The organism is Roseateles sp. P1_C6 (genome assembly GCF_056406315.1).
The window spans coordinates 130,044-149,871 of the sequence record NZ_JBFUAK010000008.1; the positions used below are offsets into that span (position 1 = coordinate 130,044).

Genomic DNA, 19,828 nt, shown 5'->3' on the forward strand with positions numbered 1-19,828 from the left:
GTTGTCGTTTCTAGATCCCATGACGCTGCCCTCGCTGCCGGCCGTTCAACCCGGCAAGAAGTTCACCCATGCCCGCCCGTTCGGCTCGGCCGACGCCCTGCTGCTCGCGCGCTTCGTGCAGCAGCAACGCGACGCCGGGCGGCTGGCCGCCATCTTCACCGCCGAGCCGGGCGACACGCAGCGGCTGGAAGACGAGCTGAAGTTCTTCGCGCCGGAGCTGAAGGTCGCCGTGTTCCCGGACTGGGAAACGCTGCCCTACGACAGCTTCAGCCCGCACCAAGACCTGATCTCCGAGCGGCTGGCGACGCTGTGGGAGCTGCTGCAGTCGCAAAAGACCAAGAGCATCGACGTGGTGCTGATGCCGGCGTCGACCGCGCTGACGCGACTGGCGCCACCCAGCTTCCTGGCCGGCACCACCTTCAACTTCAAGCAGAAGCAGCGGCTTGACGAGGCCTCGCTGCGCGCCCAGCTGACGCTGGCCGGCTACACCAACGTCAGCCAGGTCGTGCAGCCCGGCGAGTACGCCGTGCGCGGCGGCCTCATCGACCTCTTCCCGATGGGCTCGGCCGTGCCCTACCGCGTGGACTTGTTCGGCGACGAGGTGGACTCCATCCGCACCTTCGACCCCGACAGCCAGCGCAGCCTCTACCCGGTGCCCGACGTGCGCCTGCTGCCCGGCCGCGAGTTCCCCATGGACGAGGCGGCGCGCAAGAAGTTCCGCGAGCGCTGGCGCGAGAAGATGGACGGCGACCCGACCAAGTCGCGCATCTATCGCGACATCGGCGACGGCATTGCCTCGGGCGGCATCGAGTACTACCTGCCCATCTTCTTCGAGCAGACGGCCACCGTCTTCGACTACCTGGGCGAGACGGCCGGCCTGGCGCTGCACGGCGAGGTGGACGAAGCCATCCAGCGCTTCTGGACCGACACCAAGGAGCGCCACCGCTTCCTGCAGCACGACCCCGAGCGGCCGCTGCTGCCGCCGGCCGAACTCTTCCTGACGACCGAGGACTTCTTCGGCCTGACCAAGCCGCATGCGGTGCTGTCCGTGCGCGGCAACGAGCCGGTGGACTTCGCGCGGCCGCTGCCCGACATCAGCGTCGAGCGCGGCGTGCAGGAGCCGTTGGCGCGGCTGTACCAGCACCTGCAGGCCACGCCGCACCGCGTGCTGCTGCTGGCCGAGAGCGAAGGCCGGCGCGAAAGCCTGCTGGAGCAGCTGCGCGACCACAAGATCGACCCGCCGTCGGTCAAGGACCTGGCCGAGTTCCAGGCCAGCGACGAAAAGTTCGCGATCACCGCGGCGCCTCTGGCCTCGGGCTTCTTCTGGAACGACCCGGCCAGGCCGCTGCAACTCATCACCGAGACCGAGCTGTTCGCGACCACGCCCACGACGCGCCGGCGCCGCAAGCAGGAGCAGGTCAGCGACGTCAACGCGCTGATCAAGGACTTGTCCGAGCTGAAGGTGGGCGACCCGGTCGTGCACATCAACCACGGCATCGGCCGCTACCAGGGCCTGGTCAACATCGACATCGGCGACGGCGCCAGCGAGTTCCTGCACCTGGAGTACGCCGACAAGGCGACGCTCTACGTGCCCGTCGCGCAGCTGCACCTGATCGGTCGCTACACCGGCGTGTCGCCGGAAGAAGCGCCGCTGCACAAGCTGGGCTCCGGGCAGTGGGAAAAGGCCAAGCGCAAGGCCGCCGAGCAGGTGCGCGACACGGCCGCGGAGCTGCTGAACCTGTATGCCCGCAGGGCTGCAAGGGAAGGACACGCGTTCAGGTATTCCGGCCAGGACTACGAGGCCTTCGCCGCGTCCTTCGGCTTCGAGGAAACGCCCGACCAGCGCGCCGCCATCCACGCGGTCATCCAGGACATGATTTCACCCAAGCCCATGGACCGCCTGGTCTGCGGCGACGTGGGCTTCGGCAAGACCGAGGTGGCGCTGCGCGCGGCCTTCGTCGCGGTCATGGGCGGCAAGCAGGTCGCCATCCTGGCGCCCACGACGCTGCTGGCCGAGCAGCACTACCAGAACATCTCCGACCGCTTTGGCGCCTGGCCCGTCAGGGTCGCGGAGATGAGCCGCTTCCGCTCGGCCAAGGAGATCAAGGCGGCGATGGAAGGCATCGCCGACGGCAGCCTCGACATCGTCGTCGGCACGCACAAGCTGCTGTCGGCCGACGTCAAGTTCAACCGCCTGGGTCTCCTGGTCATCGACGAGGAGCACCGCTTCGGCGTGCGCCACAAGGAGGCGATGAAGGCCATGCGCGCCGAGGTCGACGTGCTGACGCTGACCGCCACGCCCATCCCGCGCACGCTCGGCATGGCGCTGGAAGGCCTGCGCGACCTGTCGGTCATCGCCACCGCGCCGCAGCGCCGCCTGGCCATCAAGACGTTTGTGCGCGCCGAGAGCAGCGGCACCATCCGCGAGGCCGTGCTGCGTGAGTTGAAGCGCGGCGGCCAGGTCTACTTCCTGCACAACGAGGTCGAGACCATCGAGAACCGGCGCCAGAAGCTGGAGGAACTGCTGCCCGAGGCCCGCATCGTCGTGGCCCACGGCCAGATGCCCGAGCGCGAACTGGAGCGCGTCATGCGCGAGTTCGTCGCCGGCAAGCACAACCTGCTGCTGTGCTCGACCATCATCGAGACCGGCATCGACGTGCCGTCGGCCAACACCATCGTCATCAGCCGCGCCGACAAGTTCGGCCTGGCACAGCTGCACCAGCTGCGCGGCCGCGTGGGCCGCAGCCACCACCAGGCCTACGCCTACTTGATGGTGCCGGACATGCAGGGCCTGACCAAGCAGGCGCTGCAGCGGCTGGATGCGATCCAGGCCATGGAGGAACTGGGCTCGGGCTTCTACCTGGCCATGCACGACCTGGAGATCCGCGGCGCGGGCGAGATGCTGGGCGAGAACCAGAGCGGCAACATGATGGAGGTGGGCTTCCAGCTCTACAACGACATGCTGAGCGAAGCCGTGCGCTCGCTGAAGGCCGGCCGCGAGCCCGACCTGCTGTCGCCGTTCGCGGCCACGACCGAGATCAACCTGCACGCGCCGGCGCTGCTGCCCGACGCCTACTGCGGCGACGTGCAGGTGCGCCTGTCGCTGTACAAGCGCCTGGCCACGGCCGAGAAGAACGAACAGATCGACGCGATGCTCGAAGAGATCACCGACCGCTTCGGCAAGCTGCCCACGCAGGGCCAGACGCTGTTCGACACCCACCGCCTGCGCGTGCTGGCCAAGCCCTACGGCGTCAGCAAGATCGACGCATCGCCCGCGCTGATCAACATCAACTTCCGCAAGGACCCGCCCATCGACCCGATGCGTGTCATCGAGCTGGTGCAGAAGAACCGCAACATCAAGCTCGTGGGCAACGAGAAACTGCGCATCGAGAAGGCCTTGAGCAGCCCGCAGGACCGCGCCCAGGCCGTGCGCGAGGTGTTGCGGCTGCTGGGCCAGCCGATCAAGGCGGGCTAGAGCGCCGGCGTCTCGCCCTGAGCCGGCAGCGCCAGCGCGCGCAGCGCCGCATCGGCACGGCCCAGCAGCTCCGCGAACCCCTGGCGCTGCGCCAGCTCCACCGCCTCCAGCAGCAGCGGTCGGGCATCGCTGGCCGGCAGCCTGGCGGCCTGCAACAACAAGCCCTCGGCCAGCGGCTCCAGCAGGCCGGCGTCGCGGGCGATGGCCACCTGGCGCGCGGCCGCCGTCGCATCGCCGGCCAGCCCGTCCAGCCGGGCGAGGCGGATGTGCAGCAGCGGATGCTGGCTGCGCTGCGACATCTCGCGCACGCGCGCAGCCAGCGCTGGGTCGGGCGCCAGGCCGCGCGCGTCGCGCAGCAGGCCGCGCAGCCAGGCCAGGTGCGACACGCGCAGCGGATCGCGGCTGCCCGCCAGCAGCGGCTCGGCGACGGCGAGGTCGGCCTCGGCCAGCTCGACCTGGCCGCTGTGCCAGTACAGCCGCGCGCGCCGCGTCAGCGCCTCGGCCTCGAACAGCGCCGAGCCTTGCGAGCGGCCCAGCGCCAGCGCGCGATCCAGCGCGCCGCGCGCCTCGCCGTAGCGGCCGGCGCTGGTCAGCGTCAGGCCCAGCATCAAGAGCGACAGCGTCTCCGTGTGCGCCACGCCCTGCCAGCTCAGCAGGCTGCGCCGCGCCATTGCCTCAGCGCGCGCCAGGTCGCCCAGCGCCTGCAGCATGACGCCCAGGTCGCTCTCTATCGTCAGGCCGCGGCAGAAGTCGGGGTGGCGCTCCAGCAGCAGCTCGAAGGCGTCACGCGCGGCGCGCACCTGGCCGCCGAACCAGTGGATCTGGCCCTCGTAGCTCAGCAGCGACGGCCGCATGGGCGCCAGCTGGCGCAGCTGGCCCAGCAGCGCCCAGGCGCCCGGGATGTCGGGCTCGCGCATGGCCAGCTCGATGAGCACCTCGCAGGCATTGCAGCGCTCGGCCAGCGGCAGGCGTGGCAGCAGCGGCCGCAGCCGCTCGGCCAGCGCGGCGGCCTGCGCCAGGTCGCCCGAGAACACGGCGTTGTCGACCAGCCCGGCCAGCGCCTGGCCCTCGATGTGCTCGCGCTGCGCCGGGTCGGCCACGGCGCCGGCCAGCTCCAGCACCTGCTGCAGCGCCTGGCGACCGGCCGGCAGGTCGTGCAGCAGCGCGCACTCCGCCAGGCTCAGCCGCGCCTGCAGCGCCAGCGCCGGCTCACGCGACTCGGCCGCGACGCGTTGCCACAGCGCCTGTGCCTCGTCGTAGCGGCCGCGCAGCTTCTGCTGGGCGGCACCACGGTGCAGCCAGGCCAGCGCCGTCTGCGCCTCGCCGGCCGCCTGCCACAGCGCGGCCACGGCCAGCGGCTCGGTCGATCCTTCCGCGCGCGCGGCCAGCGCGAGCGCGGCGCGCTGGCGCAGCGACTGTGCCTCGAACGCCGGCAGCACGGCGAGCACCGCCTCGCGCACCAGGTCGTGGCGGCATTGCAAGGCGCCGTCCGGCTCCTCGCGCAGCAGCGCGGCCTCCAGCGCCTGCCGGGCCGCGGGCAGCAGCTCCGCGTCGGGCACGGCAGCCACGTGGCCCAGCACCGCCAGTGGCAGCGGCCGGGTCAGCACCGCGGCCGCGCCGATGAGGCCGCGCGCCGCCGGGCTCAGCGCCTGCCAGCGGCGCAGCAGCAGCTCGCGCACGCGCGGCGACACAGCCACGCCGTCGGCCCGCGCGCGCAGCAGCTCGCCCAGCACGAAGGCGTTGCCGTGGCTGGCCGCCAGCAACTCGGGTGCGTCGGCGGCGCTCTGGCCGGCACGGCTCAGCAGCAGCTGCACGGCCTCCAGCGCCAGCCCGGGCAGCACCAGGCAGCGCAGGCGCTGGCCGTCCTGCTGACGGGTCAGCCACTGACGATGTTCGGGCGGCAACTCCTCGCCGCGCGCGGCGCCGCGCCAGCGCAGCCTGCCGCGGTGGCCCAGCAAGGCCAGCAGTTCCAGGCTGGCCGCGTCCACCCATTGCAGGTCGTCGACCAACAGCAGCGGCCCCAGCGCCTCCAGCACGCGCGCCAGCCCTTCCAGCAGGCGGGCACGGGCGCTCAGGGCGTCCAGCGGCGGCAAGGCCTCGTCCACGGCCAGTTCGGGCAGCAGCCGCGCCAGGTCCAGCCGGTAGGCCGCCAGGCCGCGCTCCGGTTGGCGCAGCAGCGCGCGCAACGCATCCAGGCGCGGCAGCAACAACTCGACGACGGGGCGGTAAGGCATCTGCGCCAGCCCTTCGCGGCCTTGCAGCACGGGCGCGCCGGGGAAGGCTGCCTTCAGCAGGCTGGTCTTGCCCACGCCGGCCTCGCCCAGCAGCACCAGCGCCGGCGCGCTCTCGCGGCGCACCTGGCCCAGCCAGTCGCCGCGGCCGCACAGCGTGTCGTCGGCCGCCGCCGGGGGGGTCGGGTCGTCATCCAGCAGCGCGCGCAGCGGCGCCTGCCAGGCCGCAGCCCCGCTGCGCTGCAGCGCACGCTTGGCGGCGTCGTCCCAGCGGCGTTGCAGCAGCGCGCCGTGGTCGTCGGCCCAGCGCCAGAACTCGTCGAAGCCGGCAAACCTGAAACCCTGCAGCCAGGCCGCGGCCGGGCGGGCCAGCAGCGCGGCGCCGTCGGCCTCGCGGCAGGCCACGTCCAGCAGCGCCAGCTCGTGCGGCAGCCGCAGGCACACGCGCTGACGCTCGGCCACCAGCGCGTCGCCCTGGCCCAGGCCGTCCAGCAACTGGCGCAGCCGGTGCAGATTGATGCGCAGGTGGTGGCGCGCCTGTTCGCGCTCGGCATCGGGCCAGAACAACGCGGCGAGCTGGCCCCGCTCCACCCAGTGGCCCAGGCAGGCCAGGTGGATCAGCAGGCAACCCGGCAGCGTGGCGGGCAGCGGCAGGCCGGCGTCGTCATCGGCCTGCCAGGCCGGCACTCCCAGCAGTTTCAGCATGGCGCGCAGTGTGCCGGCTCGTTCGCCGCGGTCAAGCGCGGCGGCGCAGCGCCAGCAGGCCCAGGCCGGCGCCCAGCAGCAGCCAGGCGGACGGCTCGGGCACCGCGGCGGCCACCGGCGTCAGCGTGGCGGAGAAATTGTCCAGGCTCAGGAAGGCGCTGCCGCCGGTGCAGCCGTTCGTGCTGTTGCAGCTGGTACCCAGCGTGTAGCGAAAGCCCACGTGGATGGGCGCGCCGCCAGCGCTGAAGTCCGGCCGCTGCGCGGACCCGGCCACCGGCGGCACCCAGTCGGCCGCGGTGGCTTCGAAAGACCACTGCTTTGACAGGTAGTCGGTGCTGATCATGGCCTTGCCGGTGACGAGGTCGCTGCCGATGACGGTGTAGGTCACGCCATCCTGCAACAGTGCCGGACGGATGCTGCCCAGTGTGTCGAAGGCAAAGCTGCTGGACAGCCCGCGGACGTCGGCGCTGAACGCCAGCTTCTGCAGCGCGCCGGACAGCGCCGGGTCATACGCCGCCGCCGTGTAGAAGGCGCCGAGCCGGTTGGTGGAACTGGACAGGCCGCTGCTTTGCGGCGTGAAGTAGCTGATGACCCAGTGCGATCCGGGGTTGCCCAGGTTGGGGTCGATGACCATGTTGGCTTCGGCAGGCCCGTCGTCGGTGATGGCCAGCAGCGTCCAGTCGGCAGCGTTGAAGTCACCGACCTGCAGGCCCAGGCCGTCGGCGGCGGCATGCGTGGCGAGCGCGGCCGCGAGCACGGCGACAGGAAGCGAGGCGAGACGGGAAGATGACATGGGGCGACTCCGGCTTGGGCCTGGCGGTGCCAGGCGGTCGCCGGACTGTGCGCGGCCATCGTCTCCGTACCGTCTCAGCGGCGCTGGCTCCTAGGGGGTGTGCCCGGCGGGGCGCCTGCCTAGACTGCCGCATTCCCCTGCCCCCGGAGACACCATGCCCGCCTGGACCAAGCCCTTCCTGATGTCCGCAGCGCTGCTGCCCGCCCTGGCCAGCGCCGCCGGCCTGCTGGGCACGACGGTGGACCTGCGCTACGACTACGAAGGCGGCCAGACCTTTCACACGCTGGATGCGGTGCTGGTGGGCGCCGGCGCCGAACTGAGCTGCCCCGGCAGCGCCCAGGCCTGCCAGGTGCTGCAGGCACCCACGCAGACGCTGGATGTCGGTGACAACGGCATCCGCTACGACTACGTCGGCCTGGGCGGCGCGACCGCGGGCTTCGACAACGTGCCGGTCAACCGTTTCAACTTCCAGTCGCTGTACGGCAGCGGCACTGCCATCACGGGCGTGCAGCTGACGACCAACATCGCCGGCCTGGACATGTCGCGCCTGAGCTTCGCCGCGCACAGCGTGCAGCTGGACGTGCATGGCCTGGCGCTGGGCAGCCAGGCCTTCTTCCAGCTCGACCTGCAGACCGCGCCGGTGCCCGAGCCGGCCGGCGCCGCGCTGCTGCTGGGCGGCCTGGCGCTGCTGGCGGCGCGACGGCGCCGTTGAGCCCACCGGGATAATGCCGGGCATCGACCGCCCGCCTCATCCCGCCCCGTGACCTCTTCCGCTCCTGCCGGCCTCATCGTCAACGCCGGCCCGGCCCTGCCGCCGCTGTCCCATTTCAAGCTCGCCGCGTTCGACATGGACTCGACGCTGATCAGCATCGAGTGCATCGACGAGATCGCGGCGCTGGCCGGCAAGGGCGAACAGGTGGCGGCCATCACCGAGGCCGCGATGCGCGGCGAGATCACCGACTTCAAGGACAGCCTGCGCCGCCGCCTGGCGCTGCTCGCCGGCGTGTCGGCGTCAGTGCTGGACCGCGTGCTGGCCGAGCGGCTGACCTTCAACCCCGGCGCGCGCGAGCTGTGCGCGGCGCTGAAGGCGGCCGGGCTGAAGCTGGTGCTGGTGTCCGGCGGCTTCACGTTCTTCACGCGCTTTGTCGCCGCCGAGCTGGGCATGGACTTCGTGCGCAGCAACGAGCTGGAGATCGCCGATGGCGCCCTCACCGGCCGCGTCGTCATGCAGGACTGGGGCGACATCTGCGACGGCGAGGAGAAGCGCCGCATGCTGCTGCAATGCTGTGAGCGCGTGGGCTGCACGCCCGACCAGGCCATGGCCGTCGGCGACGGTGCAAACGACCTGCCGATGATGGGCGCGGCCGGCCTGTCGGTGGCCTATCACGCCAAGCCCCGGGTGCGCGAACAGGCGCGCATCGCCATCAACGAGGGCGGGCTGCAGCGGCTGCTGGAGCTCGTCAGGCCGTGAAGCGGCTGGCGGGCCTGCTGGCGGCGGCCCTGCTCTCGGGCAGGGCGGCAGCGCAAGCCCCCGCGCCACCGCTGCGCTTCGTCGCGGCGACGAGCAACGCGCTGCCGATTGCCGAGTTCGACGCCAGCGAGCATCTCGTCGGCGGCATCGCCAAGGAGCTGGCCGAGCTGATCGCCGCGGGCCTGGGCCGCAAGGCCAGCTTCGTGCCGCTGCCGGCCAGGCGCGTCAGCACGGCGCTGGTGAACGGCGAGGCCGATGCGGTCTGTTTCGTTCTGCCCGAATGGCTGCAGGGCGACTTCCGCTGGACGCGCGCGCTGATCCCCGACGCCAGCCTGGTGGCTGCCCACGCCGATGCGCCGGCGCTGCAGAGCCTGGACGAGCTGGCCGGGCAGCCGGTCGGCACGGTGCAGGGCTACAACTACCCGCGCGCCGAGAAGGCGCTGGGCAAGAAGTTCAAGCGCATGGACGCGGTCAGCATGGCCGTCAACCTGCGCAACCTGGCTGCAGGACGCACCCGCTACGCGCTGGTCGAGAAGACGGCGCTCGACTACTTCCGGCGCGAACAACCGGGCGCGCCGGTGCGCGTCGCCTGGGTCATCGAGCGCTTCGATGCGCGCTGCGCGTTCTCGCCGCGCTCCGGCGTGCCGTTTGCCGAGGTGGCCCAGGTGCTGGACCGCCTCGTCAGAGACGGCAGCGTCGAGCGCGTGCTGGCGCGCTACCGCTGACGCGTCAGCCGCGCAGGCGCCGGCGCGCGACGCCGGCCACCACGCTCAGGCCGGCCAGCATCAGCGCATAGCTCTCGGGCTCCGGCACGGCGGCAACGGCCAGCACGTCGGCCACGATGGGCGTCGTGTTGGAGGCGGTGACCGTCGTCCAGTTGGCACCCGCGGCCAGCGCCGTCTTCAGCTCGGCCATGGAGGCATAGGGCGTGTCGCCGGTCGTCACCTGGGCCGTGAACTGCGTGTAGCGCGTCGCATCGGCGCCGACCTTGTACTCGCGCAGCTGGATGCCGCCCAGGCCGGTCGCGGCCGTGGGGTTGTCCGACGAGGTGTACGTGCCGCGGTTGGAGATGGCGCCCAGGAAGGTGATGGCCGACGGCTGGTAGTTGGTCGCGTACGACGCGGCCTGGAAGGCGTAGAGGATGTCGCCGCCGCTGGAGATGTTGGACGCCCCGCCGTTCAGGTTGCTGACCGTGCCGTTGGCCGCGCCGCCCGCGGCGCCCGACTTGGCGGCGTATTGGCCGCTGACGCCGGTGCCGCGCAAGGCCACGGACGTGCCGGCTGCCACGCCGGTGCCGGCCGTCCACGACCAGAAGGTCTCGGCCATCGTCGAGAACACGCCGGCCGAGGGCGTCGACTGCAACACGTTGGTGTCGGTGAAGTAGATGGTCGTGCCGGCGGCGATGTCGACGAAGGTCACGAAGGACCAGCCGCCGACGGTGGTGTTGCCGTTCACGCCGGTGAAGGCGAAGTCAGTCTTGGTGAGCGCCGTGCCGGCGGCGTGAGCGGCACCGATGGACGCGGCGGCCAGCGTGGCCAGGCCGAGGAACTTGTTGATGGGGTTCATGAAGAGTCTCCGTTGAATGCGTGGGGGATCAGCAAGCGCGCTTGCGGGCGACGGCGGCCAGCATCAGCAGGCCGGGGACCAGCAGCAGCGCCGAGGCCGGCTCCGGCACGGGGGCGGCGGCAAGCACCAGGTTGTCGATGGACACGCCGTAGTAGCTGTCGCGGTTGGTCAGCGAGAAGCCGGCGATGTCGGCCGCGCCGCCGCTGCGCGCGAAGGCATAGCGGCCGTCGCTGCGGCCGCTCAGGCTCACGGCCTCGATGAGGCTGCCGTCGGTGCGATAGAGGCTGAGCGTGATGACGCCGCCGTCGCTGTCGCGCAGTTGCAGGCCCAGCGCCGACACGGGCGATGCGAAGCGAGCCGAGATGGCGCCGAAGCCGCTCGGGTCGCCCAGGTCCGGGTTCTGCGGCCCGATGCCGAACAGCGCCGCGCCGTCGGCGTCGCCGTAGTGGTAGGCCCCGAGGTTGGCACCGGCCGCGCCGGCCAGCAGCGTCAGGCCCGCGGTGGGCGTGCCGAAGCTGAGGTCGTCGAACCAGTCCTGCGCGACGGCGCCCGGCCGCGGCGCCTTGGCCACGGCCAGCTCCTGGCCGGCAAAGCGCTCGCCGAACTGCACGCCGCCGCTGCTCAGCAAGCCGTCGATGGGGGCGCTGTCGAAGGGGCTGGCGACCAGCTCGTTGAAGCTGACGGTGACGGCGCCCAGCGAGGCGTAGCTCACCTCCTGGGTGCCGGCCGCCTGGGCCTGGGCGGTGAACAGGCCGAACAGCAGCGCGGCCAGGGCTCGGTGTTTGAACTTCATGGGATCTCCTTGTTCACTGGCCGCCGACGACGGTGACGTTGTCGAAGTCGGCCGTGACGACTGCGCTGTTGTTGCCGGACGAGAGCGCCAGGCCCACGTAGAGCGTGGGCACGCTGACCGTCAGGTTGGTGGTTTCGGACCAGGTGACGCCGTCGCTCGACGCGGCCGAATACACCGCGTTGCCGCGGCGCTCCACCCTCACCCAGACCGGCAGGGCCGACGTGGAGAAGCTGCCGATGTTGGATTTGTTGTTGCCGTTGATCGCCGCCCTGATGGCCCCGGTGGACGAGTAGCGCGCCGTCCAGGCGTAGGCCGGTGTCCCGGTCAGGCCGTTCATCGCCACCACGCCGGCGCGGCCGGAGTCCGCATTGCCACCCTGGGTGACGACGCGCGCGGTGAAGCTGAAGTTGCCCGTCAGCGCCCGGTACTTGAAGTTGAAGGCATAGGGGCTGCTGGTGTTGATGACGCCGGCGCCCGACATCGTGTAGGTGCCGGTGGCCTGCACATAGCTTGCGGCCGGTGCAGGTGCGGTCACCAGCGGGCTCAACACCAGCTCGTTGCCGCCGTTCGCGTCGCAAGGCAGCGTGGGCGTGCAGGCCGTGCCCGGAATCAGCGGGGGCGGATTCGGCACCGGTGCGGGCGCGGGGCTGGGCGAAGGCGATGGCGATGGCGATGGCGATGGCGATGGCGACGGGGTGGGCGAAGGCGCGGGGCTTGGCGTCGGTGCCGGGCTCGGTGCGGGCGCGCCGGGCAGCGGCGCGGGGAGCGAGCCTTGCACGGCGAACATGCCCACGCGGCCGGCGCCGGCACCGGCCTGCACGGCGCCACGCGCGGCGTCGGCCGTGCGCAGCGTGTAGGCATACGGCGGCACCCCGTTCTGCTTGACGGGCACGCCCTCGCAGCCCTGCAGCTCGATGTCGATGACACCGGTCATGGGCTTGCCCAGGTCGTCCTTGTCGCTGATGAAGCGATGGCCGCTGCTGCGCATGGAGATCGCGTCCTTGCCGCCGGCCAGCTTGCCGCAGACTTCCTTGGGCTTGAGGCCCGTGAACTCGTAGAAGTTGTTCTCGTTGATGACGTCGGACTGGTAGCGCGCGTCCAGGCCAGAAGCGAACTTCCTGTCGACGTCGTCGGTGGTGGTGCTGCCGCTGACGAGGTTGTTGTACAGGTGCAGCTGGCCGAAGCGCACCAGCGGCAGGCGGCTGTAGGGGTGGTCCCACCAGTTGCCCGTCATCGTCACGTGCAGGCGCCCGGCGTCGCTCCAGGCACGGCCCGAGTCGCCGTTGCCGACCAGCGTCGTCTTGTGATGCTTGGTGAAGATGCTGTTTGACACCGTCACGTAGTCGCTGCCGCGGATGATGTCCAGGGCGCCGTCGTGGCGGGTGTCGCTGGCCAGCGAATCGGGCGTGTCGCCGTCGCTGATGCTCACGTGGTCGACCCAGATCTGCTGGCCGCGCGTGATGGCGATGCCGTCCATGTAGGCGTTGCCGCTGTCCTCGGGGTTCACGTCCCAGGGCGTGTCGAGCTGCAGGTTGCGCAGGATGATGTTGCGCGTCCAGGTCGGGTACAGCTCCGGGTCCTTGCCCGCGGCGACCCACTTCTTGAAGTCGTCCTCGGGGCTGCCACCCATGCTCTGCGCAGCCTCGATGCCGATCAGGATCTGCGTGCCGGTGATGCGTGCCGGGCGGCCGTTGCTGTCGTTGATGCCCACCAGCGTCGTGTTGGACGGGATGGAGAACGAGCCGCCGTTCTTCTGGTCCAGGAAGCCCGTGTACTCCTCGAACACCGTGTTGCCGTCGCGCCAGCGGAAGTCGATGTGGCCGACGACGCGGATGATCTTGGGCTCGTTCTTCGCCTCGCGCAGTGCGGCCAGCAGCTGCTCCTTGTTGAACACCGTGTAGACACGGTTCGCCGCGGCCGACGAGCCACCCGTGACCAGCACCTTGCCCTTGCGCGACTGGCCGTGCCAGCCGATGTCGGGCGCCGTCTCGCGCTCGAAGGTCAGCACGCCGTTGGTCGGGTCCACGGTGGCGAACTGCCAGGCCGGCAGCTTCGGCGCGGCGCGGTAGTTGGCCGGGTTGTGCAGGCCGCTGATGGTGGTCGGCGCGGCATAGGTGCGCGTGCCGACGTCGAACAGCAGCGGCGCGCTCGGGTCGGTCAGGCTGAGGGCGTCGATGACCGGCGCGGGCGGTGGCGTCACCGGGCGGGGGTCGCGGGCGGCCAGGGCCTTGGCCGTCGCGGTCTGCGTGGTAGGCACGGCCGCATCGAGCCGGCCGGCCGTGGCCTGCTCGCTGGCCTGCAGGGCGGTGAAGTTCGCAGGGTTCTCCTGGCCGCCACCGCAGGCCAGAAGGCCGAGCGAGATGGACGAAGCCAGCAGGCCCAGCTTGGGCTTGCGTGAAGTCATGGCATGGCTCCTGGGGCGCGCTCGTGCCGAGCGCGCATGTCGTTGTGCTTGACGCCCTGCTGTCTTGCTTGGCGGCTGGCAGGCGCAGGCCCACCCGGCACCCGACCCGTCAGGGGTCGGGCGCGCAGCGCTGTGGCAGTCAGAAGGTGGGAATCGGCAGCAGGCCGAGGAGGCTTGTCGCCCTCGCGGCACCGGCTCGCTTGGGCGTCAGGAAGGTGAGCGGGCGCAGCAGGCGCACCGCACCGCATCGGCTGTCGACACCCCGGCCACCCGGCGGTGTCCGGTCGGCGGTATCGGCTCAGCTAGCAGTTGGAACAGTGTTTCGTTTTTGCCCTAACGGGTCAACGCCGGGCTATCCCTGAGAGCATTGATTTCAGGGGGCGGGCGAACCCGAGGGCGGCACGACGCGGCCGGCCTTCATGACGAAGTCGACCTTCTCCATCAGCCCGATGTCGGCCAGCGGGTCGCCGCTGACGGCCACGATGTCGGCCCAACGGCCGGCCGTGATGGCACCCAGCTGGCCCTCCTGGCGCAGCAGCCTGGCGGCGTTGATGGTCGCGCTCTGCAGAGTGGCCATCGCCGGCATGCCGGCCTCCACCATGTAGCCGAATTCCTTGGCGTTGCTGCCGTGCGGGCCCACGCCGGCATCCGTGCCGAAGGCGATCTTCACGCCGCCCTTCCAGGCCTTGGCCAGCGCCTGCTGCACCATGATGCCGACCGCCTTGGCCTTCACGCGCACGACCTCCGGGAAGTAGCCCAGCTCCTCGGCCTTGGCGCTGGCGAAGCGGCCCGCCGACAGTGTCGGTACCAGCCAGGTGCCATGCTGCTTCATTGCCGCCACCACCTCGTCGTCCAGGTAAGAGCCGTGCTCGATGGAGTCCACGCCGGCGCGGATGGCGCGCAGCATGCCTTCCTTGCCATGCGCGTGCACGGCGACGACGAAGCCGTAGTCCCGCGCCGTCTCGACGACGGCCTTCAACTCGGCGTCGGTGAACTGCGGGTTCACGCCATTCGTCGCCATGCTCAGCACGCCGCCGGTGCCGGTCAGTTTGATGAGGTCGGCGCCTTCCTTGTAGCGCTGGCGCACCGCCTTGCGCGCGTCGTCGGCACCGTTGATGACCCCCTCGGCCGGGCCGGGGTCGCCTCGCAGCTGGTTGTTGAAGCCGTTGGTGGGGTCGCCATGGCCGCCGGTCGTGCCGATGGACTTGCCGGCCGCGACGATGCGCGGGCCGGTGATCCAGCCCTTGGCCACCGCGTCGCGCAGGCTGATGGCGATGCCGTCGGGCGCGGCAAGGTCGCGCACCGTCGTGAAGCCAGCATCCAGCGTGCGGCGCAGGTAGACCGTCGCGTGCAACGCGCGGTCGGTCGGGTTCAGGAAAAAGCGTTCGCTGTACGCCCCGGCGCTGCTCTCGCTGGTCACATGCACGTGCATGTCGATCAGACCGGGCATGACGGTGCGGTCCTTCAGGTCGATGACCTTGTCGTAGCCCGCGGGGTCCACGTAGCCGGCCTTCACCGCGCTGATCTTGTCGCCGAAGACGACGATGGACTGGCGCTCCAGCACGCGGCCGGCCTCGGTGTCGACCAGACGGCCGGCGTGGATCAGCGTCTCGCCGGGGGCGGCGACGGCGTGGCAGGCGGCGAACAGCAGGGCGAAGGCAAGGCGGCGCATGACGATCCAAGTGAGCGGCAAAGAAAGCCGCCCGCGAGTGTCATACGGCTCAGCCGCCGGCCGGCCCCGGGACGACCCTGACCTGCTGGCCGCCGAAGTCCACCACTTGGCCGGCGCGCATCTTGGCGGTCTTGCGCAGCTCGACCTGGCCGTCCACCTTCACCTCGCCAGCGGCGATCAACATGCGGGCGCGCCCGCCGCTCTCCACCAGGCCCACGGCCTTGAGCAGCTTGTCCAGCTCGATGAACTCGCCACGCAACGTCAGCTCAAGCATGGTGGGCTTTCTGCGCGGCTTCGCGGATGGCGGTCAGCGTCGAGCGCGATGTGGATACGTCGGACGACAGGCGCAGATGGATCAGCGCCGGCTTGCCCGCCGCGATGGCGGCGTCCAGCGCAGGGCCGACCTGCTCGGTCGACTCGGCCCGGCAGGCCGCGAAGCCGAAGGCTTCGGCGAGCTTGGCGAAGTCGGGGTTGAACAGGTCACTGCCCGACACGCGACCCGGGTACTCGCGCTCCTGGTGCATGCGGATGGTGCCGTAGGTGCCGTTGTCGACGACGACGACCAGCAGCTTCTTGGCGCCGTAGCCGGTGGCCGTCGCCAGCTCCTGGCCGGTCATCAGGAAGTCACCATCGCCGGCGATGTTGACGACCCAGCGGTCCTGCAACAGCGCCGCGGCGACGGCGGCCGGCACGCCGTAGCCCATCGCGCCCGACGTCGGCGCCAGCTGCGTCTTGCCGAAGCGGTGCAGGCCCGTGTAGCGGTGGAAGCGGTGCAGCCAGCCGCTGTAGTTGCCGGCGCCGTTCGTGAAGATGGTGCCCTCGGGCAGCTTGGCGTCGATGAGGCGGATGACCTCGGCCATGTCCAGCGGCGCGACCGGCGTGGGCACGAGGTTGGCCTGGTAGTCGGCATTCGCGGCGGCCGTCCAGTCGCGCCAGGCGATGTCGGCCGGCGGCGTGAGTGCGGCCAGCGCCGGCGCGGCCTGGCTCATGCTCGCGTTGATGAGCAGCTCGGCCGTGTAGACGCGGCCCAGTTCCTCGGCGCCGGCGTGGATGTGGATGAGTTGCTGCGCGGGGCGCGGCGCCTGCAGCAGCGTGTAGCCACCGGTCGTCATCTCGCCCAGGCGCGGGCCGATGGCGAGGATGAGGTCGGCCTCCTTCACACGCGCGGCGAGGCGGGCATTGATGCCGATGCCGACGTCGCCGGCGTAGTTGGGGTGCGCGTTGTCGAACAGGTCCTGGAAGCGGAAGGCGCAGCCGACCGGCAAGCCCCAGGCCTCGGCAAAGGCCTGTAGCGCGGTGGTCGCCTCGGGCGTCCAGCCACCGCCGCCGGCGATGACCAGCGGCTTCTTCGCCGCGGCCAGGCGCTCGCGCAGCTCGGCCAGCGCCGCCGGCGTCGGTGCGCTTTCAGCCGGGCGCGCGGGCGCCACGACGGGCGCCGTGATCGGCTGGGTCAGCATGTCCTCGGGCAGCACCAGCACGACCGGGCCTGGCCGGCCCTGCATCGCGGTGTGGAAGGCACGCGCCACGTACTCGGGCAGGCGCTCGGCGTCATGCACCTCGCCCACCCACTTGGCCATGCCCAGCGTGCCGGGGCCGAACATCTGGCGGTAGTCCACCTCCTGGAAGGCCTCGCGGTCGCGCTGGTCGCTGGCAACCTGGCCGATGAACAAAATCATCGGCGTCGAGTCCTGGAAGGCCGTGTGCAGGCCGATGCTGGCGTTCGTCGCCCCCGGGCCGCGCGTCACGAAGCAGATGCCGGGGCGGCCCGTCAGCTTGCCCTGCGCCTCGGCCATGAAGGCCGCGCCGCCTTCCTGGCGGCAGGCGATGAAGCGGATCTGGTCCGCGTACTCGTGGAAGCCGTCGAGCACGGCGAGGAAGGATTCGCCGGGCACGCCAAACGCGGTGTCGACGCCCTGGGCAATCAGCGCCTCGACCAGCTTGTGGCCGGCCAGACGAGGGGTGGTGGGTTGTCTAGTCATGTTGGCACTTTAGCCGGCAGACGCGAGAACGACGGCCCCCTCAATCGTCGACCGCCTCGACGCCCTGCTGCTTCAGGCGCTCCAGGTGGTCCTTCATCGCCTGCAGCACCTCGGCCGGATGCCCCTGCCAATCCTTGACCTCGCCCACCACCCGCAAGGGCTCGAGGGAGCGATAGGACTGGGTCGGATTGCCTGGGAACTTCTTGTCCGTCAGATTGGGGTCGTCCATCAACGGCCCAGTCGGCTCGACGACGTAGATCCGACCCGGTCCCTCGCCCTGCGCCAGCTCAGCGCCCCAGGTGGCGGCGTCCAGCGTGGCGCTGAAATAAACGTGGTTGGCCTTCCGGCGCTGACCGTAGTTGGACGAGTAGCCGGGCTCGATGAGATCGCCCGGCTTCAGGTCGGCCCGTGTGCCGTGATAGAGCGGCTGGGCGCCGAGTTCACGGGCGGCGCCTGCGGGCGCGTTGGCCAGCGACTCGATGACGCCGGTGCAGGAATTGACGACAGGTTCATGGGTCATGCGGACTCCGACAGTGAGGACAGGCTGAGCTGGCGCCCAGCGGCCGCGACTGTTGCATGGACCGGTCGATGATTTTTCTAAGCCGTTGATGTGTCGGGGAAATTCGGCCGCGGGCCCCGTTGCGCAATTAAACTTGAGTCCAGCGCAGCACCGGCTTCCTGCCGATCGCGAGTGCCTCACTGGGAAGGCCGGGCGCCTGGCGTGAATGACGCCCGGCGCCAGCCCGGCAAAGTCAGCCCAACGGCTCCGCTGTCGCAGCGGTTTGATCGCTTGCCCACCTTGGCCGGCGCAGCGCGGCAATTGCTGCCAGCCCGCAGGTCAACGCAAGCCAATTGCTGGGTTCAGGCACAGGTGACAGCGTGGCCCAGTTGTAGAAGCCAGATCCGGTGTCCATCAGCTCACCGGTGGCGTTCTTGATGTTGGTCAATTCGATCCTGACGATGAAGGGCACGTTCAAGGCCGAGCTGGTCTCGAAGCTGAACACCGCCTTCACCGGATTGCTGTAATCCGTGGAAATCAAGCTGCCGGAGCCGCCGAGCGGATCTGCCGTCCATTGCCCCTTGATGACTTGCGCCCCGCTGAAGTCCAGGCTCACGCTGCCCTTGGCGCTCAATACCTCCGCCCAGGCTGCTACCGAGCCCGGGCCGCTCGCGGGCGAAGTCACCAGCGTGTTGTCCCAGGAAAGCTGGAACTCGAACGCACTCAGATCGACACCTGGCTTGGCCCCGAATGTGAACGTCGTGCTGACGCGGTCGCCGGGGTCGTAGCTGCCGGAAGTCAGATAGAACGTGATCTCATCGAAGAAGGCCAAAGCCTGAGCGGGTTGGCTGCCGGCCATCGCCAGCGCCGCGATGGCAGCAAGGCAGGCGGGGTGGCGCTTCCTGGGCGATGAGGGATGCGTGGACGAAGGCTTGCGCATGTCGAGTCCTTTGTGCCTCCCGACGACATTCGGAGGCTGGAGGCGCAGCATGGCCCCGCGCATGATGGCGTCCATCCCTAGGCTACCGTGACCTGGGCGTTCTGATTGCGCGGGTAGAGACGCCCCAGGTCACGAGCTCCAGCGTTTTCCCGTCGCGCGAAAAACGCAATTCGAACGGCCGCTCCAGCGCGAAGTAGTGGCTCGCCGAAGCGGGCTCGAACACGAAGCGCGTCGACTGCCCCACCAACGTGGCGACCAGCTGGCCGCGCTCGGCGGTCAGTTCCATGTCCATCGGCGTGGGCAGGGCCAGCGTCCAGCGGCCTTGATGCGCACGCATGGACGCCATGGGTTGCGGCACCCGTGTGAACGGCAGGCCGCCATCGCTGGTCACCGGCGTCGCCGTCTCGGCCACCAGCCGCCACTGGCCGTCTTCCTCGCGAACCCACAGCGCGCTCCAGCGGCTGCTGCCCTGCCTGGGCAGCCCGCCGAAGTAGGTGAAGGAGGCACGCTCCAGCCCGCGCAGCAGCACCACGTTGTCGGCCAGGCGGACGGCCTCATCCTCGGAGGATTCGGAGGCCACCTGGCGGAGCTGGTCATTCGCTCGCCGGCTGGCCAGCGTCATCGCCGTGACGCGGCGGCCGCCGACATCGATGTAGACGTAGCGCTGCGACAAGCCCTGCAGATAGGTGGCCATGTCACCACGCCCGTGGGCCGCGGACAGCTCCGCGTCACGCGCCTGCACCTCGGCGATGGCCGCGTCAGGCGACTCCGCCGCCAGCGCCCAACTGGACAACAGGGCGGCAAACCACGCGGTCGCAATGCGGAGCATCACCGCTCACTTCACGTAGTCGTACAGCGGCTTGTCCTTGTCGACGATGTGCACCGTCAGCAGCTTCAGCGAGGTGTCGCCGATCACCTTGAAGGAACCGTGCTTGACGTCCCTGAGATTCATGGACGTCAGCCCCGTGGCCAGCACCGTCGGTTCCTGCCCCGGCGATTGCACCGAGGCGCCCTGAAGCACGTGGAAGGCCTCGACGCCGTGGTGCGTGTGCAGCAGGCTGCTCTCGCCGGGCTTGATCTCCACGATGGAGGCGATGACCTCCATGTTGGGCGCGCCGGTCAGGTCGGTGCGCTTTTGTTCCTTGCGGTTGGGCGAATCCGTCAGGGTCTGCGCGACCAGTCCCGTCGCCAGCCCGAGGCTGAACAGCGTGGCGCCAGAGAACGCGAGAACGGCAGTAGCTCTCTTCATCATGGATCTCCTGTGCGCGAACCTGCGCGGGCGGACTCTGCATGCCGCCGC

The 19,828-nt window shown here is 70.5% G+C and carries 16 protein-coding genes; 4 read left to right on the top strand and 12 right to left on the bottom strand.

Going from position 1 to position 19,828, the window contains the following annotated elements; all coding sequences use genetic code 11:
• Window positions 1-19: 19 nt before the first annotated feature.
• The gene (gene mfd, locus AC1D29_RS18595; RefSeq protein ID WP_477900102.1) at window positions 20-3,475 is read left to right on the top strand and encodes a transcription-repair coupling factor; all 3,456 of its coding nucleotides are present in this window, start codon (window positions 20-22) and stop codon (window positions 3,473-3,475) included.
• Here mfd and AC1D29_RS18600 read toward each other — a convergent pair.
• Both AC1D29_RS18600 and AC1D29_RS18605 read right to left on the bottom strand, forming a co-directional pair.
• A complete protein-coding gene (locus AC1D29_RS18600) occupies window positions 3,472-6,411 on the bottom strand; it encodes an AAA family ATPase (RefSeq protein WP_477900104.1) in 2,940 nt (979 codons plus the stop codon). The genes mfd and AC1D29_RS18600 overlap by 4 nt on opposite strands.
• Before the next feature lie 31 nt (window positions 6,412-6,442).
• Complete coding sequence (locus AC1D29_RS18605; RefSeq protein ID WP_477900106.1) at window positions 6,443-7,204, bottom strand: PEP-CTERM sorting domain-containing protein; 762 nt, start codon at window positions 7,202-7,204, stop codon at window positions 6,443-6,445.
• 154 nt (window positions 7,205-7,358) lie between these two features.
• On the opposite strand from AC1D29_RS18605, the gene AC1D29_RS18610 reads away from it, so the two are divergent.
• From AC1D29_RS18610 to AC1D29_RS18620, 3 genes are read left to right on the top strand one after another with little or no spacing between them, the layout of a single operon-like run.
• Window positions 7,359-7,916 (top strand): PEP-CTERM sorting domain-containing protein, encoded by a 558-nt coding sequence (locus AC1D29_RS18610; RefSeq protein ID WP_477900108.1) that lies wholly within the window; start codon window positions 7,359-7,361, stop codon window positions 7,914-7,916.
• A gap of 48 nt (window positions 7,917-7,964) precedes the next feature.
• Window positions 7,965-8,675: a phosphoserine phosphatase SerB gene (serB, locus tag AC1D29_RS18615; protein ID WP_477900110.1), complete on the top strand. Its 711-nt coding sequence runs from the start codon at window positions 7,965-7,967 to the stop codon at window positions 8,673-8,675.
• A complete protein-coding gene (locus AC1D29_RS18620; RefSeq protein ID WP_477900112.1) occupies window positions 8,672-9,400 on the top strand; it encodes a substrate-binding periplasmic protein in 729 nt (242 codons plus the stop codon). Before serB ends, AC1D29_RS18620 begins: the two co-directional genes overlap by 4 nt.
• 4 nt (window positions 9,401-9,404) lie before the next feature.
• On the opposite strand, the gene AC1D29_RS18625 is transcribed toward AC1D29_RS18620, so the two are convergent.
• From AC1D29_RS18625 to AC1D29_RS18670, 10 genes are all read right to left on the bottom strand, one after another.
• Complete coding sequence (locus tag AC1D29_RS18625; RefSeq protein WP_477900114.1) at window positions 9,405-10,241, bottom strand: PEP-CTERM sorting domain-containing protein; 837 nt, start codon at window positions 10,239-10,241, stop codon at window positions 9,405-9,407.
• A 28-nt stretch (window positions 10,242-10,269) separates the two neighbouring features.
• Window positions 10,270-11,034, bottom strand: coding sequence for a hypothetical protein (locus AC1D29_RS18630; protein WP_477900116.1), 765 nt, complete (start codon window positions 11,032-11,034; stop codon window positions 10,270-10,272).
• A 13-nt stretch (window positions 11,035-11,047) separates the two neighbouring features.
• Window positions 11,048-13,438: a pectate lyase family protein gene (locus tag AC1D29_RS18635; protein ID WP_477900118.1), complete on the bottom strand. Its 2,391-nt coding sequence runs from the start codon at window positions 13,436-13,438 to the stop codon at window positions 11,048-11,050.
• 373 nt (window positions 13,439-13,811) lie between these two features.
• Window positions 13,812-15,110: a metal-dependent hydrolase family protein gene (locus tag AC1D29_RS18640; protein ID WP_477900120.1), complete on the bottom strand. Its 1,299-nt coding sequence runs from the start codon at window positions 15,108-15,110 to the stop codon at window positions 13,812-13,814.
• A 49-nt stretch (window positions 15,111-15,159) separates the two neighbouring features.
• Window positions 15,160-15,384 carry an RNA-binding S4 domain-containing protein gene (locus tag AC1D29_RS18645; RefSeq protein ID WP_477900122.1) on the bottom strand — a complete coding sequence of 75 codons (225 nt, stop codon included), beginning with the start codon at window positions 15,382-15,384 and terminating at the stop codon, window positions 15,160-15,162.
• Window positions 15,377-17,089: a thiamine pyrophosphate-binding protein gene (locus tag AC1D29_RS18650; RefSeq protein WP_477900124.1), complete on the bottom strand. Its 1,713-nt coding sequence runs from the start codon at window positions 17,087-17,089 to the stop codon at window positions 15,377-15,379. The genes AC1D29_RS18645 and AC1D29_RS18650 overlap by 8 nt, the downstream gene beginning before the upstream one ends.
• A 40-nt stretch (window positions 17,090-17,129) precedes the next feature.
• A complete protein-coding gene (gene arr / locus AC1D29_RS18655; protein ID WP_477900126.1) occupies window positions 17,130-17,609 on the bottom strand; it encodes an NAD(+)--rifampin ADP-ribosyltransferase in 480 nt (159 codons plus the stop codon).
• 232 nt (window positions 17,610-17,841) lie between these two features.
• Window positions 17,842-18,603: a hypothetical protein gene (locus AC1D29_RS18660; RefSeq protein ID WP_477900128.1), complete on the bottom strand. Its 762-nt coding sequence runs from the start codon at window positions 18,601-18,603 to the stop codon at window positions 17,842-17,844.
• Window positions 18,604-18,610: 7 nt separating this feature from the next.
• Window positions 18,611-19,357, bottom strand: coding sequence for a YybH family protein (locus AC1D29_RS18665; RefSeq protein ID WP_477900130.1), 747 nt, complete (start codon window positions 19,355-19,357; stop codon window positions 18,611-18,613).
• Window positions 19,358-19,363: 6 nt separating this feature from the next.
• Complete coding sequence (locus AC1D29_RS18670; protein ID WP_477900132.1) at window positions 19,364-19,777, bottom strand: cupin domain-containing protein; 414 nt, start codon at window positions 19,775-19,777, stop codon at window positions 19,364-19,366.
• Between the last annotated feature and the right edge of the window lie 51 nt (window positions 19,778-19,828).

Coding starts and splice junctions, on each gene's coding strand:
- mfd (WP_477900102.1), top strand. CDS start 20: ATGACGCTGCCCTCGCTGCCGGCCGTTCAACCCGGCAAGAAGTTCACC.
- AC1D29_RS18600 (WP_477900104.1), bottom strand. CDS start 6,411: ATGCTGAAACTGCTGGGAGTGCCGGCCTGGCAGGCCGATGACGACGCC.
- AC1D29_RS18605 (WP_477900106.1), bottom strand. CDS start 7,204: ATGTCATCTTCCCGTCTCGCCTCGCTTCCTGTCGCCGTGCTCGCGGCC.
- AC1D29_RS18610 (WP_477900108.1), top strand. CDS start 7,359: ATGCCCGCCTGGACCAAGCCCTTCCTGATGTCCGCAGCGCTGCTGCCC.
- AC1D29_RS18625 (WP_477900114.1), bottom strand. CDS start 10,241: ATGAACCCCATCAACAAGTTCCTCGGCCTGGCCACGCTGGCCGCCGCG.
- AC1D29_RS18630 (WP_477900116.1), bottom strand. CDS start 11,034: ATGAAGTTCAAACACCGAGCCCTGGCCGCGCTGCTGTTCGGCCTGTTC.
- AC1D29_RS18635 (WP_477900118.1), bottom strand. CDS start 13,438: ATGACTTCACGCAAGCCCAAGCTGGGCCTGCTGGCTTCGTCCATCTCG.
- AC1D29_RS18640 (WP_477900120.1), bottom strand. CDS start 15,110: ATGCGCCGCCTTGCCTTCGCCCTGCTGTTCGCCGCCTGCCACGCCGTC.
- AC1D29_RS18645 (WP_477900122.1), bottom strand. CDS start 15,384: ATGCTTGAGCTGACGTTGCGTGGCGAGTTCATCGAGCTGGACAAGCTG.
- AC1D29_RS18650 (WP_477900124.1), bottom strand. CDS start 17,089: ATGACTAGACAACCCACCACCCCTCGTCTGGCCGGCCACAAGCTGGTC.
- arr (WP_477900126.1), bottom strand. CDS start 17,609: ATGACCCATGAACCTGTCGTCAATTCCTGCACCGGCGTCATCGAGTCG.
- AC1D29_RS18660 (WP_477900128.1), bottom strand. CDS start 18,603: ATGGACGCCATCATGCGCGGGGCCATGCTGCGCCTCCAGCCTCCGAAT.
- AC1D29_RS18665 (WP_477900130.1), bottom strand. CDS start 19,357: ATGCTCCGCATTGCGACCGCGTGGTTTGCCGCCCTGTTGTCCAGTTGG.
- AC1D29_RS18670 (WP_477900132.1), bottom strand. CDS start 19,777: ATGAAGAGAGCTACTGCCGTTCTCGCGTTCTCTGGCGCCACGCTGTTC.